This window comes from Hymenobacter sp. HD11105, assembly GCF_054051685.1.
Genome location: NZ_JBSWBR010000006.1, coordinates 61061 through 77162, shown reverse-complemented (window position 1 = coordinate 77162; position 16102 = coordinate 61061). Strand labels below are relative to the sequence as shown.

Below are 16102 nucleotides of genomic sequence, written 5' to 3'. Positions count from 1 at the left end.
ATGCTTGATTATCTTCTGCTTACGGTGGAGACTTGCTGACAGTTATACCTATATGTTGCGGTTTTAGCAACTTACTGGGCATTCAGCGTCCAATCGTAGGCGTAATAATCCAGGGCATAAGTAGCCGGAATTGGTTGAGCTTCCCGATACTGATTAAGGTAGGCAATGGTAGATTTGCCGGTGGCTTTGAAGTCGTCGGCGTACCACTTGAATATCTCGGAAACCAAGACTTTTTTAGCGCCTGCGTCGGGCCGAATAAAGCTAGGGTTGGTAAGCACACGCTTAGCCTGGGCCGTAAGTTGGGCATCGAGGGTTGTAGTTGAATAGGCCTCGCGGCTGAGTTGAGGGCAGCCTTTGGCTGCACACACCAGCGCAAAATGAATGCGCGGGTCATTGTAGGGTTTGCGCAGCTTATTGGTTTCGAGGTCATTTAGCGTGGTTTGCTCGCCGGCTACTGTAAACTGCAGCTTATCAAAGAAGCCCGGCACCTTCATCACTGACGCCAGTGGATACCGCTCTACCACGGCCCCAATAACGACGACGTTATAAGCATTCAGGTAAAACGCTTTGCGCTCGGCCGCCGACGCGGCTTTGGTGTCGAAGCTCCGCACGGTTTGAAGTAAGCTATTCAGTTCAGCTGGCTGCTTTTTAATAGCGGCGTAGTCTACGTTGCCGGCGTTATTCACGTATTTCTGCAAGAAAGCCGAGGTTGCCGCCGAGAACGTGGGGGCTACAGGAGCCGCCAAAACGCCCCCCAGCGGTACCCAAAGCGTTAGAAATAACGCCAGCAGGCGCAATGGCCTTGCGGCCGGAAATCCAGAAGGATACATAAATGAGTAGGTTTAGGGGAAATACGCCAGACGGCTCAGCATGGATTTGCAAACCTGACACTACAAACTAATGTTGTGCTCTGCCAATTGCGAGTGTGCTTAGGTTGGGGGGCTTTTTAATGTACTCGCTTAATTAGCCCGTCATGCAGAGTGGAAGCGAAGCTTCTCGCGGGCTAATTCAAATCCAATTACTTTAATACCCAAACTCCATCCATGCACCTGGTTATTATTGGCAACGGCATTACGGGCGTGACGGCGGCCCAGACCGTGCGGCGTCTGCAGCCGGAGGCCCGCATCACGCTCGTGTCTGATGAGAGTGAGCACCACTACTCGCGCACGGCGCTGATGTACGTGTACATGGGCCATTTGCGCTACCAGGATATCAAACCTTATGAGGACTGGTTTTGGAAGGAAAACCGCCTAGAGCTGGTGCACGCCACGGCCACAGCACTGAACGCCGACCTACGCCAAATCCAGCTCAGCAATGGCCAGACCCTAACGTACGATAAGCTGCTGCTGGCTACCGGCTCGGTGTCGCGGCGTGCGGACTGGCCCGGGCAGGAACTGCGCGGCGTACAGGGACTTTACGGCCTTCCTGATCTGGCGCAGATGGAGCAGCATACGCGCGGCATTCAGCGGGGTGTGGTAGTGGGCGGCGGCTTAATTGGCGTGGAACTGGCCGAAATGCTGCATACTCGCCGTATTGCTGCTACCGTGCTCGTTCGCGACCAGCACTACTGGGGCTCTGTTTTGCCTCCCGAAGAAGCCGAACTGGTCGACCAGCAGTTTCGGCAGCACGACGTGGACGTGCGCTACCGCACCGAACTGCAAGAGATTCTGGGCGATGCTAAGGGCCGAGTGCGCGCCGTCGTAACCAGCCGGGGCGAGGAAATTGCCTGTCAGTGGGTGGGCTTAGGCATTGGCGTGACGCCTAACTTGAGCCTGGCTGCTACCTCAGCGGTGGAAACCGACCGGGGCATTCTGGTAAATGAGCTGCTGCAAACCAACCTGCCCGATGTGTACGCCGCCGGCGACTGCGCCCAGCACCGCCAACCTGGCGCGGGTGAGGTGCCAATCGAGCAGCTTTGGTATACGGGTCGCATGCAAGGCGAAACCGTTGCTCACACCATCTGCGGGCAGCCTACCCCCTACCGGCGTGGCGTGTGGTTCAACTCGGCCAAGTTCTTCAACCTCGAATACCAGACTTATGGACAGGTGCCGGCCCGCACGCCGGATGGCATTGAGAGCTTCTACTGGCAGCACCCGACTGGCAACTGCGCGCTACGGATCAATTTTGCCCCACAGGTCAATAATGCGGTTGTTGGGTTCAATGCCATGGGCTTACGCCTGCGCCAAGCGGTATGCGAAAACTGGATAAAAGCCCAAATGCCCATCGAAACCGTGCTTAAAGAGCTAAAAAAGGCCAACTTTGACCCCGAGTTTTACCGCCGCCACGAACGGGCAATACAGCGGCAGTTTACCGACCTGTCGGCAGTAAGCAAGTAGCTAATGAATCAAAAGCGCGGCTTATTTAGTTAGTGCTTACTGTATCTAGTCCTGATCGTCAGGCCTTTCTCACTTATTCTTCTCCTGTGGATCTTTCCAAACTATATCGTCCCAGCGCCCTCAACAGCTATCAGTTCATCGCCATCACGGGCATCCTGATGAGCATCGGCGCCCACTTGATTCTACACTTTTTTGCCCCCGAGCAAAAGCCAGCAGGCTTCAATTGGCTTTACGTGTGCTGGACGGCGCTTTACATCGTGGGCTCCTTGGTAAACCTTTTCGGCAAGCCCGACGAGGGACATCATCACCATCATCATTAACCTCTCCAGCGCCCTTCTCCCCTTCCCGTTCTGTTTATGGAACTGACTTCGGATCATTCCTTTGCCCTTGCCCAGGCGCCTTTACCCGTCACTGATACTACCGAAAAAGTTACCCTGGCTGCCGTGGCACTGGGGCTGCTGGCCCTGCTCGGCGCCACCTTCGATGCTGATGTGGTGCGGGCCCGCATGAGCATGTACGCAGCGCTGGCTCTCATTAGTGGGGGTACGCTGGCGTGGGCCTGGCATAAGTTTGGGCGGGGCGAAGCGGGCGTAAAGCAGAACAACCTTTGGCTGCGATCCAGCACCAGTCGCGGGGCTATAGCCTGGGTTACGGGCTTGGTGCTCACGGGCTTCTACGTGATGTTGTACTGGTTTCCCTGGACGCTCGAAAACCTCATTCGCACGCTGGACCCGTTCAGCCAGGCCTTGCGCAATAAGCCCGCCGATCAGTGGTTTTTGTACGGCACATTTTACACACTGGCCGTGCTGCTAATGGGGGGCCGGGCGCTGTGGAAATACCGCCACTCCCGCTACCAGATCATTCGCACCTGTTCAGTGATGTTCTTTCAGTTGGGCTTCGCGTTTTTGCTGCCAGGCCTGCTGTTATTTTTCCAACAGCCCGAGTTTTACTTCTCCTATTTCTGGCCGCTTAAGTACGATTACCTGTTTCCAGGTGGCGTGGGCGAGCTAGTGAAGAACGGTGGCTTAGGGGTGTTTATGGTGTTTTGGGGGGCAATTATGTCCTTGGTAGCTACGCCTATTCTCACCTACTTCTATGGCAAGCGCTGGTACTGCTCGTGGGTGTGCGGCTGCGGCGGCCTGGCCGAAACCGCCGGCGACCCCTACCGCCACCTCTCCGATAAAAGCCGTGCGGCCTGGCGCTGGGAAGTGCGCATCGTCTATCCTATTCTGGCGCTTATTGTGCTGATTACGGTGCTGCTTTGGGTGAACCAAGTGTACGGCAGCTTCCTAGGCGACATTGGCAACACGCTCAACCAGTTCTACGGCTTTGCTATTGGGGCGGTGTTTTCGGGTGTGGTGGGCGTGGGCTTCTACCCTATTATGGGCAACCGAGTGTGGTGCCGTTTTGGCTGCCCGATGGCGGCTTACCTGGGCTTATTGCAAAAGCACTTCTCCCGCTTCCGCATCACTACCAATGGCGGCCAGTGCATCAGTTGCGGCAACTGCTCCAACGTCTGCGAAATGGGCATTGATGTAAAGCAGTACGCCCAGCGCGGCGAGCCAATCATTCGGGCCTCCTGCGTGGGCTGCGGTATGTGCTCTACCGCCTGCCCGCGCGGCGTGCTTAACCTGGAAAACGCCCCCCGAGAAGGTCGCTACCAAGGTTCCCAGCTCATCCACGCTGACTCGCTACGAATCTTGAGCTAAGCTTCGAGACAAACAACAAAGGTCGTCATGCTTCGCTGCGCTCTGCATGACGACCTTTGTTGCACTGAGTTTCTACTTCAAAAACGCCAGTAGCGCCGCTTGAAAATCCTTCGGCGCCTCAAGATGTGGAATGTGGCCTACTTTCTCTAAGGCTACCAATTTTGCCCCCCGGATCTGCTCGGCGGTGCGCTTGCCTAGTGCCGGATACTGGCCCATGGTAGCCAGCACTTTGGGGTCTTTAATCAAGCCTTTGCCGACTATGGTGCGGTCTTGCTGACCGATAATGAGCAACGTGGGCACAACCACGCGGCTGAACTCGTAGGCCACGGGCTGCTGATAGATCATCTGATAGGTTAGGGCGCTGGCCAGGGCCACTTTGGAAAAATCGGGGTGGCCTACTTGGGCGGCCAGAGGGCGCACCCATTCGTCGTGGGCAGCTGGGTAACCGTTGGGGTAATAGGTTGCGTGGTACTTGCGAATGCTTTCCGCCGTGGTTTTCCGCTCCGTGGCCAAGGACTGATCCACGGATTGAAACGGCACGCCCACACGGTAGTCTTCTAGGCCGATGGGGTTTTCGAGCACCAAGCGTTCGGTGGCTTCGGGGTAAAGCAGAGCAAAACGAGTAGCCAGCATGCCGCCCATGCTGTGGCCTACTATTACGGCTTTGGCCACGCCCAAGGTATCCAGCAAATGCTTGGTATTGCGGGCCAGCTGATGAAATGAATAGTGGAGCGCCGGCTTATCCGACTTGCCAAAGCCTACCTGATCAGGCGCTATTACCCGAAACCCAGCTCCTGTTAAGGCTTTGATGGTCTCACGCCAATAAGCTGCAAAGAAGTTTTTGCCGTGCAGCAGTACCACCACACGGCCGTTGGCCCGGCCTGTAGGTGCTACGTCCATATAAGCCATGCGCACCGCCTGCCCTTCCAGCTTCAGCGGTAGCGTCTTAACTGGAAAGGGATACTCGTATACGTCGAGGGTAGCGTTGAGGCTGGGAGGCGTTTGGGCTAGTAGCTGAAGTGATAGAAACAGCAGAAGGAATGAGAAAAGCTTTTTCATATGGTAAAGGCGCATTTTAGGCTGGTGTTAAGTAGCCCGTTGCCTTTCCCGAAAACGTATTTCAATAGCTCTGGTATCCTCGTCAGACCAAATAATTGATTTTATATCATCTACTCGGAATACTGAAATGCCATCATGCCGGCCGTAGGTATCATAGCATTCCACCAATATCTCCTCTTCAGTTTGCTGCTTTACGACGGCATAGTATCCTGGCCCTGAGTAAGTAATAAAATAGATTAGCTGCTGCAGGTGCTGTGACTTTTGCAACAGTTCGGGGATAGTTATGTACGCCTCCTCAAAATGAGCAGGGCTTTTTAACCGCCCATATATCTTATCTAAGTTATTTTCTTTCAACTCGACATTCTGGATATATTGGTCGTCATAATCCACCTGAAATACCTCTGCCGTACGGATACTTCTAAGACCGTGCACAAGGCCATTAGAATTGATGGCTCGCAAGCTTATAGTTTCATCATTGTACCCCATAATGTAGCCTAATACAAAACTGCCTGGCTCGCTGGGATTGGTACGGAGCGCGACAATACGCTTTTCTGCCTGAGCTTTGTCTAGCAGTTCACTAATTAGAGAACCCATATTTTCGTAATGCTAACCCGCTATTTAGTTTTAGTTGTTTAGGCCCGTCAGCACTTCTTTCGCCTTGGCTACGTGGTCGGTGGCTCGCTGCATAGAATTGAAGATATATTGAATCACCCCGTTCTTGTCGATCACAAACGTGACGCGGCCGGGCAGAATACCGAGCATGGCGCGGGGCACTTCATAGAGTTTGCGCACCTGGCCGCCTTCATCGGCCAGCAAGGGAAATGGCAACCGGTGCTTCTGGGTAAATTTCTGGTGGGAAGCTTCGCTATCGGAGCTGATGCCAATTACTTCGGCTCCTAGGTCTTTGAAATCTTCGTACTGGTCGCGGAAGGAGCAGGCTTGGGCCGTGCAGCCGGGCGTGTCGTCTTTGGGGTAGAAATAAAGCACAATGGCACGCTTGCCACGCTCATCGGCGAGGCGGAACGAAGTGCCAGTAGTGGTGTGCAGAGTAAAGTCGGGGGCTTGGTCGCCAATCTGAAGCATGTGAGCCGCGTATAAGTGAGCGGGAAAGATAGCGCGAAAAAGAATCGGCATCTTTGCACCCTATCTCTATCGTATGCCCGATTTGCCCCCCACACCCATTATCGACGTCATCATCCCTGCCTACAACGAGGTTCATTCCATTTCTCACGTCGTGCTGGAGATTCCGAAGGGACTAGTTCGGGAGATTCTCGTTGTCGACAATAACTCCACGGATGATACCGGCCTGATAGCTCGTGCCTCGGGAGCCACGGTGTTGCTGGAGAAGCGGGCGGGCTACGGCTATGCGTGTCTGCGCGGCATGGCTCACTGCTTTGCCCGCCCCATCGAGGAGCAGCCCGACATCATCGTGTTTCTCGACGGCGACTATTCCGATTATCCCAAAGATATGCCTCAAGTGCTGGCGCCCATTCTGCGTGGCGAGGCCGACTTGGTGATAGGCTCGCGGGCGCTGGGCAAGCGCGAGAAAGGCTCGATGCTGCCCCAGCAGATTTTCGGCAATTGGCTAGCTACTACACTGCTGCGTTCCTTTTATGGAGCTAATTACACCGATCTGGGTCCTTTCCGTGCTGTTCGGACCTCTGCTCTGAAGCAGATTAATATGGAGGACAAAACCTACGGCTGGACGGTAGAAATGCAACTCAAAGCCGCTAAGCTCAAGCTTCGCACCACCGAAGTGCCTGTTCGCTACCGGCGCCGTATCGGCAAGTCGAAAGTGTCGGGTACGGTGGCTGGCACGCTCGGCGCGGGCTACAAAATTCTGTGGACGATTTTTAAGTACTTGTAAGCGCGGCCTTCGCCAACTAAGCTTCTGCACTCGGGTTAAAGAGAGGCTACTGCCCGGCCGCTTTTTCGCAATGCTGACATTCTGATGCCTTCATTACTGTATCCATGAAAGAGCTGGAAATTCTTCTTCTGGTTCTTTATGGCTTGTGTTTGACGTTCATTCTGGGCTTTAGCCTCAGTCAGCTGCACCTTACGCTCCTAGCCCGCCGCGCCTATCGTAAGCCCAGCGTACCCACTCCCGCCCCGCCTACAGAGTGGCCCCTGGTCACGGTTCAGCTGCCGGTCTACAACGAGCTTTATGTAATAGAGCGCGTCATCGACGCCGCCGCTGCTCTTACTTACCCACAGGGCAAGCTACACATCCAAGTACTCGACGACTCGACGGACGAAACGATAGCGCTAGCAGCCACTCGCATTGCGTTTCACAGAGCCAATGGTGTCAATATTGACCACATTCTTCGTCCTGATCGTGAAGGATTTAAAGCTGGCGCCTTAAAGCATGGATTAAATTGTACCGCAGGCGAGTTTATCGCAATTTTCGATGCTGACTTTGTGCCTACTCCGGACTTTCTTCTGCACACCGTTCCCTACTTTTCTGATGCCCAAGTAGGCGTGGTTCAGACACGTTGGGCCCATCTGAATGAGGAGTATTCCCTGCTGACTGAGTTGCAGGCGTTTGCATTGAACGCCCATTTTTACGTGGAGCAAGTGGGGCGCTGGGCTGGGGGGCATTTTATCAATTTTAACGGGACGGGCGGAGTGTGGCGGCGGCGTTGTATAGAGGACTCGGGCGGCTGGCACAGCGACACGCTCACCGAGGATCTCGACCTTAGCTACCGGGCCCAGCTGCGCGGGTGGCGCTTTATGTACCTGCCTCAGGTAATGGCGCCCGCCGAACTTCCCGCTGCCATGGACGCGCTAAAATCGCAGCAGTTTCGCTGGACCAAAGGAGGCGCCGAAACGGCCCGTAAGCACTTGAGCAGCGTACTGCGCTCGGCGCTGCCCTGGGCTACGAAGGTGCACGCTACTTTCCATCTACTCAATAGCTCGGTGTTCTTGGCGGTGCTGCTGCTGGCCGTGCTGAGCGTGCCGCTGGTCTTTGTGCGGCAGCACTTGCCTGAGTTGGAGCCGGTATTTAGTCTGGCTAGCCTATTCTTGCTGACCTTGGTGCCGCTAGTGTTCTACTATTACTCAGCCTGGCGCCGCGACAACCCAACGGCTCCCTGGGGGGCCTTTTTGCTTAAATTTCTATTGTTCTTGGCGGTATCGATGGGGCTTGCGCTGCACAACTCTCGGGCCGTACTGCTGGGACTTGCTGGACGCCGGTCGGCTTTCATTCGCACGCCCAAGTTGGGCCTGATCAGGCGGCGCGGCACCTGGCAGGGCCGTCGCTACCGCACGGGCCGCTTCGATGGCCTCACGGTGCTGGAGGGCCTGCTTATGCTTTATTTCCTCTTCGGAATCGGGGCCGGCCTGTACCTTGGCGACTATGGCCTACTTCCTTTCCACCTGCTCCTGACGGTGGGCTATGGTCTAGTGTTTTATTACTCGGTGCGTCACTCAAACTAAACACCGCCGCGAGCCGCCCTTCCATGCCCTGCCTTTCTCTCCGCCACCTTAGTGCTTTATTGCTTAGCGCAACGGCGTATTCGGGGCTGGCTTACGCTACGCCGCGCACTCATTTTTGGCAACTCATGGGGCTGCTAGCAGTAGCGTTTACAGCGTACACCTACTTACTGCATAGCCGCCTACCTTTACGCTTTGCCCTAGCCGCCGGACTCCTGTTTCGCCTTCTGTGGTTGCCCGCCGTACCCGCCCTCTCCGACGATTATCACCGCTTCCGCTGGGATGGCCTACTGGTGGCTGGGGGGCAGAATCCTTACCTACACCGTCCCGATGAGTTGCTATCGGCTACGAATGAATGGCTTGTAGATGAGGCAGATCAGCCTGTCCGGCAGCTTCTAAGCGAGCTTTATCCTAAGCTAAACTCGCCGCATTACTATTCGGTGTACCCTCCTGTTTGTCAGGCGGTATTTGGCGCGGCTGCTTGGTTATTTCCGCAGAGTGAACGAGGCTTCATTATAATGCTGCGCTTGGTTATCCTTTTGGCTGAAGCAGGCACTGCTTTATTGCTAATTAGTTTATTGCGTGGTTTCGGCCAACCGAGGCAGCAGGCGCTTTGGTACGTCGTCAACCCGCTCGTAATTGTGGAGTTGACCGGGAACCTACACTTCGAGGCTCTGCTAATCTGTGGGTTGCTAGCGGCTTGGTGGACACTAACGAGGGGGCGCTGGAGTTGGTCGGCGGGGGCGCTGGGCTTGGCCGTCGCTACCAAGCTGCTGCCTCTGCTAGTGCTGCCATTTCTTGTTCGTCGTCTGGACTGGGGGACGTTTTTGCGCTATGTCGGTGTCGTGGGCTTGGTGCTGGGGGGCGTTTTTGCTCCCTTCTTATCTTCTGAGTTGCTCAGCAACATAGGTCGCAGCCTCGATCTGTATTTTCACACCTTCGAGTTCAACGCGAGCATCTACTATGTACTACGCGCCATTGGCTACTGGCTGGTAGGCTACAATACCATCAGTACACTCGGCACCGGACTGGCGTTGGCGGCGGGCTTGCTCATCCTGGGCCTCGCATGGCGCGAAAAGCGACCTTCTTTCGCTACGCTAGGCCAAGTGCTACTGCTGGCTCTCACTGCGTATTACTTGCTGGCTACTATCGTGCATCCTTGGTACCTGGCGCCGTTGGTAGCACTAAGTTGCTTCACGTCCTATCGCTACCCAATTGTGTGGTCTGGGTTAGTAATGGTTTCTTATGCTGCCTATCAAACTAGTGCCTACACCGAAAACTTAATATTGGTCGGTTTAGAATATTGTATAGTGCTCGGAGTGCTACTTTGGGAAAGCAGCCATACGATCAACTTACACGAAACGGCGAATAAATATTCGGGCTGACTGCCAGATAACTAACGAACTACGTTTATGCATGAAATGCACTAGGCTTGGGGGTTAATAAACCCTGCAATAATTATAATTTACAAGCCTTAATTAAGAAGCCATAACACAAAAATAACTTTATAGCTAGTTTTGATTCTTACGGTAAGTACGTAGTTTCGACCCACCAAACCGTATCTAAACCTAGTATTAATACGCATTATTGTACGTGCTCTTATTTAATCAGACCTATATATCTTGATTATCTTCCTCAAATGATTGGCCCACAAACTTTATTAGATATTTCATATATTTCTATCACGTATGATCATTGTAATGAATGGTTATATGTCGATTGGAAAGGCCATCAGGATGAACAAACGGTACAAGCAGGATGCCTACAGTTGTTAACCTACTTGCGCGCAACTAATTGCAAGAAGGTACTCAACGATAATTCAAATGTGACTGGTGATTGGGAGTGCGCCTCCCGCTGGTTAGGTCAGGAGTTTTTACCACGCCTCGCTGAAGCTGGCTTGCACTATTTGGCTTGGGTTTACTCGCCTAATTATCTCAGTCGCCGCGCCATCGATACGGCTTTATCCTTCGTGACTATCCCAACGGTAGTTAGCTTCGAGGATGTCGATGCGGCCTATACGTGGCTACGCAGGAAGGATCATAATTCGATCTTTAAGAATTTAAATTAGTAGGCTTTAGGGCACTATATTTCAAGTCTTCCAGTAAGCATAACGCCGCACCGATTTTAGGATAAGACTACGGCCATCCCAGGTGGTCTGACGCAGGAGCACGTTAGGATAAGTCTTAGCGAACCAATAGCTGTTTCGCTTGCCTTCAGCTAGGGTCACGTTTACGCGCCAGGCCGGCGCCGGTGTGTCGGCGGCTAAGCCATCATCTACCCGCACTTGAGCCTTGTAGTAAGTAGGGCGCGTGGCCTTGTTGGTTTGCTGCAGCTCTACAATTACGGCTGCAAAGGTGGGCTTTTGGTCGAAACGCAAGCTTCGCAATGTGTACGGCAGTGCATCTTCAAAAAGAGCATCTCGACGCAGCTGGCGCTCGCCGCTACCTTGGCCATCCCAGTAGGAGTTGTACGTTTGAAGGTAGTGCAATCCCTCATCGGTAACGGCTTTGAAGGTATTGCCACACCACTCCTGGGAAGAGGTCGTCATCTTGTGCATTGCCACCGGCTCATCGCGCCGAAAAAACAGGGACGAGAGGTAATGGTAAGGATACTGGTCAGTCTCGATGCGACAGAACTGATTGACTTTCATCACCGGAAACAAATCGGGGCGCGTCAAGCTATCAGCCTTCACGTTGTGCTCGGGCGTAAACTCCTCCTTCACGGTAATCAGCGTGTACTCGAAGCGGCGAACTTTATTGTACACTACCCGCTCGGCCTCGTAGGTAGCCACCTCGGCTAGACCATCTTCCCACCACTTATTCATAGCCCATTCTTGCTTGAAATAAGGCGCGAGCTTAAGCAAGGCAGCATTAGCCGGTAAAGTAGCTTTAACAGTTCCAGCCTGCGCACTGTCCGCTTCGGATTGCTCGGCACAAGCAGACAAGCCACTACCCAAAGCCATCAGGCTCAGCCCTATAACTAAACGAAAGACAGCATGCATATAAGTAGCTAAACCAGTACAGCTAGCTAATACGGGTAAACGCGACCATAGTAGTACCGGACCTACGTTTCTGCGGCCCGCCACGCAGCTAAATCATCGGCGGTATCGACATCATGCAGGGTGGGTAAGTGTGCCACTCGCAGGCTCAAATAAGCAGCATCGGCTAAGGTATCAGCAAGCACCGAGGCGGTACTCCAAGCCTTGTCTTGAAAAAGCTTCTCGTGTAGGGTTGTCATGCCCAAAAGGTAATAGCCACCGTCGGCGGCGGGCCCTACCACCACATCGTGGCTAGTCAGCAATTCAAACGCATGGTGAAGGTGCTGGCTAGTGAGCCCCGGACAATCAGTGCCAATGATTACCACAGCCCTAGCACCGGAGTCGAAAGCCTGCTGGAAAGCTGTCTGCATTTTGCCCCCCAGATCACCTTCGGGTTGGGGCTGCCAGACATAGCCGGGCCATTCGGCAGCTACAGCCGCAGGGTTCAGGGGGGAAGCGGGTTGCGTGAGCCATACGGTTTTTTGCCCCCCAAAAGGCTCCGCTGCCACGCGGGTGCGGGTCAGCAGTTCACGGTATATCTCCAAAGCCGCCGGCTCCCCAATTGTATGCGCCAATCGGGTTTTAACCTGGCCTAACTCAGGTAACCTAGCAAAAATAAGCAGGTGATTTTGTGATATATCCGATGCCAAAATTCGCGCTTTACTTTACTTATAAGCTGGTTCACCCTGCCGCAGCCAAGTACTCCACAAAGCCGAATACGGATGAATCTGGCGCGTGGGTCCCGCGGCATTATACACGGGTCGACCTTCATTCACCCACTGAAAAATGCCGCCATACAAGTTGCGCACATCCCGAAAGCCTAGCGCTTTGAGCCGCTCCCCTACCCTCTCGCTACGGTAGCCCACTGAGCAGTACACGACAACCGTTTGCTGACGCGAAACGCCTGCAAAGTCAGCTTGCTCATAGGTATCAAAATCGACGAAACGGGCCCCTTGCAAATGGCTCACACGGTACTCGGCAGGTGTGCGCGTATCCAGCAACACGACTTGCTGGGGATTAGTACGCAGCACCTTCGCTAAGGCAGCAGCCTGTATAGTGGGCACCGTTTCACGGTACAGCGTACGCAGCATCTGCCGGTACGCCGGACTCACCGTTTCGGGAACGGAAGTATCCTGCCCACAGGCCGGTAAAGCCAGCAGCGCCCAGATAACTGCTATTCCGCACTTTGTCATTTAGCGATTTAGTGAAATGGTGGGCTTCTTATTCATGTTGCGCAGATCGAACGACAAACTTGCTAAATCGCTCAATCACCTCTAAGCCGTTGCTCCGCCGCAACTAGAGCCGGCACCCGCAGTGCAGCCATAGCAATGCTGATTGATTACAATGGCGCGGTCCTGCAAAGCGGCTGCGTTAAAGTCTCGAATGTGCTGGGGGGCATTTTGGGCGACATTCAGATCAAGTTGCTGATTGAAGTCGCAGTCGTAGAGCTGGCCGTCCCAACCTACCGATAACGTGCTGCGGCACATCACATTGGCTGCTGCCACCGGGTTATAAGCCGTTACCAGCTTCTGCATATAGCCCTCATAATTACCGCTTTCCAGCAGGTACTCCATAAAACGGCTGATAGGCAAGTTGGTAATAGCCAGCAGGTTATTGAACACTACCTCGTGCTCCCGCAGCAAACGCTGCTTAAACTCTCGCTCCAACCCCGCCTGACTGCCTGGCAAAAAGGCCCCCGCCGGATTATACACTAAGTCAAGCTCAAGACCTGAGCCGGCCACACCGTAGCCTACAGCATTCAGCATTCGCAGGGCCCGAATAGAGCGTCCAAATACACCCTCGCCTCGCTGGGCATCGGTTCGGCCAGCGGAGAAGTGCGGCAGTGAAGACACCACCCGTACTCCATGGTAAGCAAAGAACTCCGGCAAGTCGTGGTACTTGGGGTTAGCCACGATAATGGTAAGGTTGCAGCGCACGATCGTCTGGCGACCCAAGGCTGAAATCTGCTCCACAAACCACCGGAAATCGGGGTTCATCTCAGGGGCACCGCCCGTCAGGTCTACTACCGGAATGTCGGTTTGAGCCAGCGCATCGAGGCATTGCTGCATGGTAGCACGAGTCATAATCTCAGTGCGGTCAGGGCCGGCGTCTACGTGGCAGTGGCGGCAGGTCTGATTGCACATCTTCCCCACGTTCACTTGCAACACGGTTAGCTCAGTAGGCCGCAGGGGCAGCAAGCCCGTTTCGCGCAGCTTGTGGGCAAACGCTGGCAGCCGGGCACCCGCCGCTTCCGCCTCACTCAGCACCGTGAGCTGGTAGCTGGTATCGGCCAGGGCGTGGTGTTGGGCGTGCAATGATTTCATGGGCTGGATGATTGGGGGGCAAAATGACTGGCGGTTTACTCTAATAAGAAGTCAGACTATCCAACTAGCCATTCTGCCACTTAACCATTTATCTACATCGACAGTTCTTTCGCCTTGTTCATCATCTGAACGCCGTGCACCAAGGCTGCGCCTCCTTTGATCGCGGCGGCTACGTGTACCGCTTCCATCATTTGGGCTTCGTCGGCACCCTTCTGCAAGGAGTCAGTAGTATAAGCATCAATGCAATATGGGCACTGCACGGCGTGCGCTACAGCTAAGGCAATAAGCGACTTCTCACGCTCCGTAAGGGCTCCATCTTTGAACACTTCGACGTAGTACTCAAAGAATTTACGGCCCATCTCAGGCTGCCATTCCGTGATGCTACCAAATTTACCTAAGTCGTCGGGATTGTAGTAAGTCGATTTTTCCATGACAAGGAGAGGAATATGATGGAGGGAAGAATATGATTCGTGCTTGTGCTTTAGGAGAGAAGGACCTACTTACCGTAGCAGTAGCAACTGCCTCACGGTGAATAGGTCCTTCTTATTGTACTGTAAGCTAGTAATAACGAAAGCAGCCTAAATGTTTCCGACTACGGTAAGCGTCGAGAGTGTGGGGTTTACACTACCGCCTTCAGGCTCTATAGTCATGGCAAAAGCTTGGGCACTGGCAATATCCTTCATCTGCTGCAAGCTATCACCAGCGGTGGTAGCGGCGGCTAGTACGCCAGCGTCTACAGGCTTGCCATTGTCGAGGGCCCAGAGCTGATACTGCTTGCCTGTAGGCGGAGCCGGCAGCTTGCGCACATCCAGATACACGGCCTTGGTGGTAGGGTTATACAAGACTCGAGCACTAGCGGCGGGCGCGGTGGCCGTGCCAGCCAAAGCAACGGTTTTAAATTCGTCACTACGTAGCACTTCCAACTCTTGCTGACGAACGGCTAAGGTTCGCTCTGAAGCTTGCATCACCGAAGCAACACGGCTCTGCTCGGCCCGAGCAACGGCCAGATCGGCCGAAGCATCGCGCCAGCGGCTGTACAACACAAAGTTGGCCACACCGCTAGCCAGCAGCAGCGCCACCGACGCCGCCAGCATCCAGCGGAAAGCCGAGCCAGCCTCGGTGGCGGGCGTATCGGGCTTCAGCAGAGGCATCTGGCGCACTACTGGCTCAGCGGCAGCGGGAGCCACTGGCAGCTCAGGCGCCGTTGACTGGGGGGCGTTTTGAGCCTCGTTTCGGATAGCGGCTTGCCAGCCAGCCAGCACCCGCTCCCGCATGGCAGCGGGAGGCGTTTGGGCATGTGCTTGGGCATAAAGCCCTAATGCCTGCTGTATCTGATCCAGTTCTTGTGCAATTTCGGGGTGAGCCGCAGCTTGCGCTTCGACAGCCGCGCGCTCTGCCTCGCTCAGCTCGCCAAGGGCGTACTGTTCGAGGATGCCTGATTCGATATATTCCTGACTGTCCACGATTACCGAATCAATTTTGCTAGTACTTTGATAGCCGCCCGGGCACGGGTTTTTACCGTTCCGAGAGGCAGGTTTAGTTCTTCTGCCACTTCGCTTTGTGTAAATCCGCCAAAGTACAGCAGGTCAATAACTTGCTTCTGCTCCGGGACGAGCTTCGTAGTTATTTCCTGTATGCCGATATGGTCGGGCTGGAACCCGGTAGGGGCCGCCTGACGCAGCGCGGCGCTATCCTCCAGCGGCTGTGTACGACTACCTACGCGGTACTGTCGAGACCGGATTTTATCAATAGCTAAATTCCGACATACATTCACCACCCACGTAAACAAACGCCCTTTAGAAGCGTCGTAAGAGTGGAAAGAGTGCCATATTTTAACTAAACTTTCCTGTAAGACGTCCTCAGCTATTTCTTCTTTTTTGACAATTCGAAGAATAACCCCATACAGGGCCGCCGAATATTTGTCGTAAAAGAGCGTCATAGCTGCCTCTTCGCGGTCGCGGAGTCGCTGCACCAGCAGTTCCTCCGGCATGGGCACTATCGATTCTGGATGGTTGGCAGACACTGGAAACAGGCTGAAGGACATGGGGCTGGCCACACTATAGCTAGCCGCCGAACGAAAGTAAGGCATTCTGCTCGTATTTGTGATACCAACAAGCCCAGCAGCGAGGGTGAAGCGCTGCCGAAGTACCAGCAATAGACGAGTTTCCCTGCATATACCCGCCCAACGTTTTTTTGTTCTTGCCT

At 54.3% G+C, this 16102-nt stretch carries 18 protein-coding genes; 7 read left to right on the top strand and 11 right to left on the bottom strand.

The genetic code is table 11. The annotated features are described in order from the left end of the window. Window positions 1–71 precede the first annotated feature (71 nt). Window positions 72–830, bottom strand: coding sequence for a DUF547 domain-containing protein (locus ACW9KT_RS17140; protein ID WP_457082606.1), 759 nt, complete (start codon window positions 828–830; stop codon window positions 72–74). A gap of 213 nt (window positions 831–1043) precedes the next feature. Between ACW9KT_RS17140 and ACW9KT_RS17135 the strand changes: the two genes are divergently transcribed. The 3 genes from ACW9KT_RS17135 (at window position 1044) to ACW9KT_RS17125 (ending at window position 4045) form a co-directional block, all read left to right on the top strand. Then, window positions 1044–2336: an NAD(P)/FAD-dependent oxidoreductase gene (locus tag ACW9KT_RS17135; protein ID WP_457082604.1), complete on the top strand. Its 1293-nt coding sequence runs from the start codon at window positions 1044–1046 to the stop codon at window positions 2334–2336. An 86-nt stretch (window positions 2337–2422) separates the two neighbouring features. Next, entirely contained in the window at window positions 2423–2656 is a 234-nt protein-coding gene (locus tag ACW9KT_RS17130) for a hypothetical protein (protein WP_457082602.1), read from the top strand. A gap of 36 nt (window positions 2657–2692) precedes the next feature. After that, window positions 2693–4045 (top strand): 4Fe-4S binding protein, encoded by a 1353-nt coding sequence (locus ACW9KT_RS17125; protein WP_457082600.1) that lies wholly within the window; start codon window positions 2693–2695, stop codon window positions 4043–4045. Between the two features lie 72 nt (window positions 4046–4117). Here the strand turns inward: ACW9KT_RS17125 and ACW9KT_RS17120 are convergent, their stop codons facing one another. From ACW9KT_RS17120 to ACW9KT_RS17110, 3 genes are read right to left on the bottom strand one after another with little or no spacing between them, the layout of a single operon-like run. Continuing rightward, window positions 4118–5104 carry an alpha/beta fold hydrolase gene (locus ACW9KT_RS17120; protein WP_457082598.1) on the bottom strand — a complete coding sequence of 329 codons (987 nt, stop codon included), beginning with the start codon at window positions 5102–5104 and terminating at the stop codon, window positions 4118–4120. 27 nt (window positions 5105–5131) lie between these two features. Beyond that, complete coding sequence (locus ACW9KT_RS17115; RefSeq protein WP_457082596.1) at window positions 5132–5698, bottom strand: hypothetical protein; 567 nt, start codon at window positions 5696–5698, stop codon at window positions 5132–5134. 30 nt (window positions 5699–5728) lie between these two features. Continuing rightward, window positions 5729–6187, bottom strand: coding sequence for a peroxiredoxin (locus tag ACW9KT_RS17110; RefSeq protein WP_457082594.1), 459 nt, complete (start codon window positions 6185–6187; stop codon window positions 5729–5731). Window positions 6188–6260: 73 nt separating this feature from the next. Here ACW9KT_RS17110 and ACW9KT_RS17105 point away from each other — a divergent pair, with 73 nt between their 5' ends. From ACW9KT_RS17105 to ACW9KT_RS17090, 4 genes are all read left to right on the top strand, one after another. Continuing rightward, window positions 6261–6971: a glycosyltransferase family 2 protein gene (locus ACW9KT_RS17105; protein WP_457082592.1), complete on the top strand. Its 711-nt coding sequence runs from the start codon at window positions 6261–6263 to the stop codon at window positions 6969–6971. A 104-nt stretch (window positions 6972–7075) separates the two neighbouring features. Beyond that, entirely contained in the window at window positions 7076–8539 is a 1464-nt protein-coding gene (locus ACW9KT_RS17100; RefSeq protein WP_457082590.1) for a cellulose synthase family protein, read from the top strand. Between the two features lie 23 nt (window positions 8540–8562). Next, the gene (locus ACW9KT_RS17095; RefSeq protein WP_457082588.1) at window positions 8563–9921 is read left to right on the top strand and encodes a glycosyltransferase 87 family protein; all 1359 of its coding nucleotides are present in this window, start codon (window positions 8563–8565) and stop codon (window positions 9919–9921) included. Between the two features lie 254 nt (window positions 9922–10175). Beyond that, a complete protein-coding gene (locus ACW9KT_RS17090; protein WP_457082586.1) occupies window positions 10176–10604 on the top strand; it encodes a hypothetical protein in 429 nt (142 codons plus the stop codon). Between the two features lie 21 nt (window positions 10605–10625). Here ACW9KT_RS17090 and ACW9KT_RS17085 read toward each other — a convergent pair whose 3' ends face one another. The 7 genes from ACW9KT_RS17085 to ACW9KT_RS17055 form a co-directional block, all read right to left on the bottom strand. Further along, on the bottom strand, window positions 10626–11537 hold the full coding sequence (locus ACW9KT_RS17085; protein WP_457082584.1) for a hypothetical protein: 912 nt from the start codon (window positions 11535–11537) through the stop codon (window positions 10626–10628). A 62-nt stretch (window positions 11538–11599) separates the two neighbouring features. Then, complete coding sequence (locus ACW9KT_RS17080) at window positions 11600–12223, bottom strand: TIGR04282 family arsenosugar biosynthesis glycosyltransferase (RefSeq protein WP_457082582.1); 624 nt, start codon at window positions 12221–12223, stop codon at window positions 11600–11602. A 15-nt stretch (window positions 12224–12238) separates the two neighbouring features. Continuing rightward, a complete protein-coding gene (locus ACW9KT_RS17075) occupies window positions 12239–12766 on the bottom strand; it encodes a rhodanese-like domain-containing protein (protein WP_457082580.1) in 528 nt (175 codons plus the stop codon). A gap of 81 nt (window positions 12767–12847) precedes the next feature. Then, on the bottom strand, window positions 12848–13897 hold the full coding sequence (arsS, locus tag ACW9KT_RS17070; protein WP_457082578.1) for an arsenosugar biosynthesis radical SAM (seleno)protein ArsS: 1050 nt from the start codon (window positions 13895–13897) through the stop codon (window positions 12848–12850). A gap of 92 nt (window positions 13898–13989) precedes the next feature. Further along, entirely contained in the window at window positions 13990–14328 is a 339-nt protein-coding gene (locus tag ACW9KT_RS17065) for an arsenosugar biosynthesis-associated peroxidase-like protein (protein WP_457082576.1), read from the bottom strand. Window positions 14329–14475: 147 nt separating this feature from the next. Continuing rightward, complete coding sequence (locus ACW9KT_RS17060; protein WP_457082574.1) at window positions 14476–15360, bottom strand: anti-sigma factor; 885 nt, start codon at window positions 15358–15360, stop codon at window positions 14476–14478. A gap of 2 nt (window positions 15361–15362) precedes the next feature. Continuing rightward, on the bottom strand, window positions 15363–15986 hold the full coding sequence (locus ACW9KT_RS17055) for an RNA polymerase sigma factor (protein ID WP_457082572.1): 624 nt from the start codon (window positions 15984–15986) through the stop codon (window positions 15363–15365). Window positions 15987–16102: the final 116 nt, after the last annotated feature.

Coding starts and splice junctions, on each gene's coding strand:
- ACW9KT_RS17075 (WP_457082580.1), bottom strand. CDS start 12,766: ATGACAAAGTGCGGAATAGCAGTTATCTGGGCGCTGCTGGCTTTACCG.
- ACW9KT_RS17140 (WP_457082606.1), bottom strand. CDS start 830: ATGTATCCTTCTGGATTTCCGGCCGCAAGGCCATTGCGCCTGCTGGCG.
- ACW9KT_RS17120 (WP_457082598.1), bottom strand. CDS start 5,104: ATGAAAAAGCTTTTCTCATTCCTTCTGCTGTTTCTATCACTTCAGCTA.
- ACW9KT_RS17125 (WP_457082600.1), top strand. CDS start 2,693: ATGGAACTGACTTCGGATCATTCCTTTGCCCTTGCCCAGGCGCCTTTA.
- ACW9KT_RS17065 (WP_457082576.1), bottom strand. CDS start 14,328: ATGGAAAAATCGACTTACTACAATCCCGACGACTTAGGTAAATTTGGT.
- ACW9KT_RS17085 (WP_457082584.1), bottom strand. CDS start 11,537: ATGCATGCTGTCTTTCGTTTAGTTATAGGGCTGAGCCTGATGGCTTTG.
- ACW9KT_RS17135 (WP_457082604.1), top strand. CDS start 1,044: ATGCACCTGGTTATTATTGGCAACGGCATTACGGGCGTGACGGCGGCC.
- arsS (WP_457082578.1), bottom strand. CDS start 13,897: ATGAAATCATTGCACGCCCAACACCACGCCCTGGCCGATACCAGCTAC.
- ACW9KT_RS17110 (WP_457082594.1), bottom strand. CDS start 6,187: ATGCTTCAGATTGGCGACCAAGCCCCCGACTTTACTCTGCACACCACT.
- ACW9KT_RS17100 (WP_457082590.1), top strand. CDS start 7,076: ATGAAAGAGCTGGAAATTCTTCTTCTGGTTCTTTATGGCTTGTGTTTG.
- ACW9KT_RS17095 (WP_457082588.1), top strand. CDS start 8,563: ATGCCCTGCCTTTCTCTCCGCCACCTTAGTGCTTTATTGCTTAGCGCA.
- ACW9KT_RS17090 (WP_457082586.1), top strand. CDS start 10,176: ATGATTGGCCCACAAACTTTATTAGATATTTCATATATTTCTATCACG.
- ACW9KT_RS17115 (WP_457082596.1), bottom strand. CDS start 5,698: ATGGGTTCTCTAATTAGTGAACTGCTAGACAAAGCTCAGGCAGAAAAG.
- ACW9KT_RS17105 (WP_457082592.1), top strand. CDS start 6,261: ATGCCCGATTTGCCCCCCACACCCATTATCGACGTCATCATCCCTGCC.
- ACW9KT_RS17055 (WP_457082572.1), bottom strand. CDS start 15,986: ATGCCTTACTTTCGTTCGGCGGCTAGCTATAGTGTGGCCAGCCCCATG.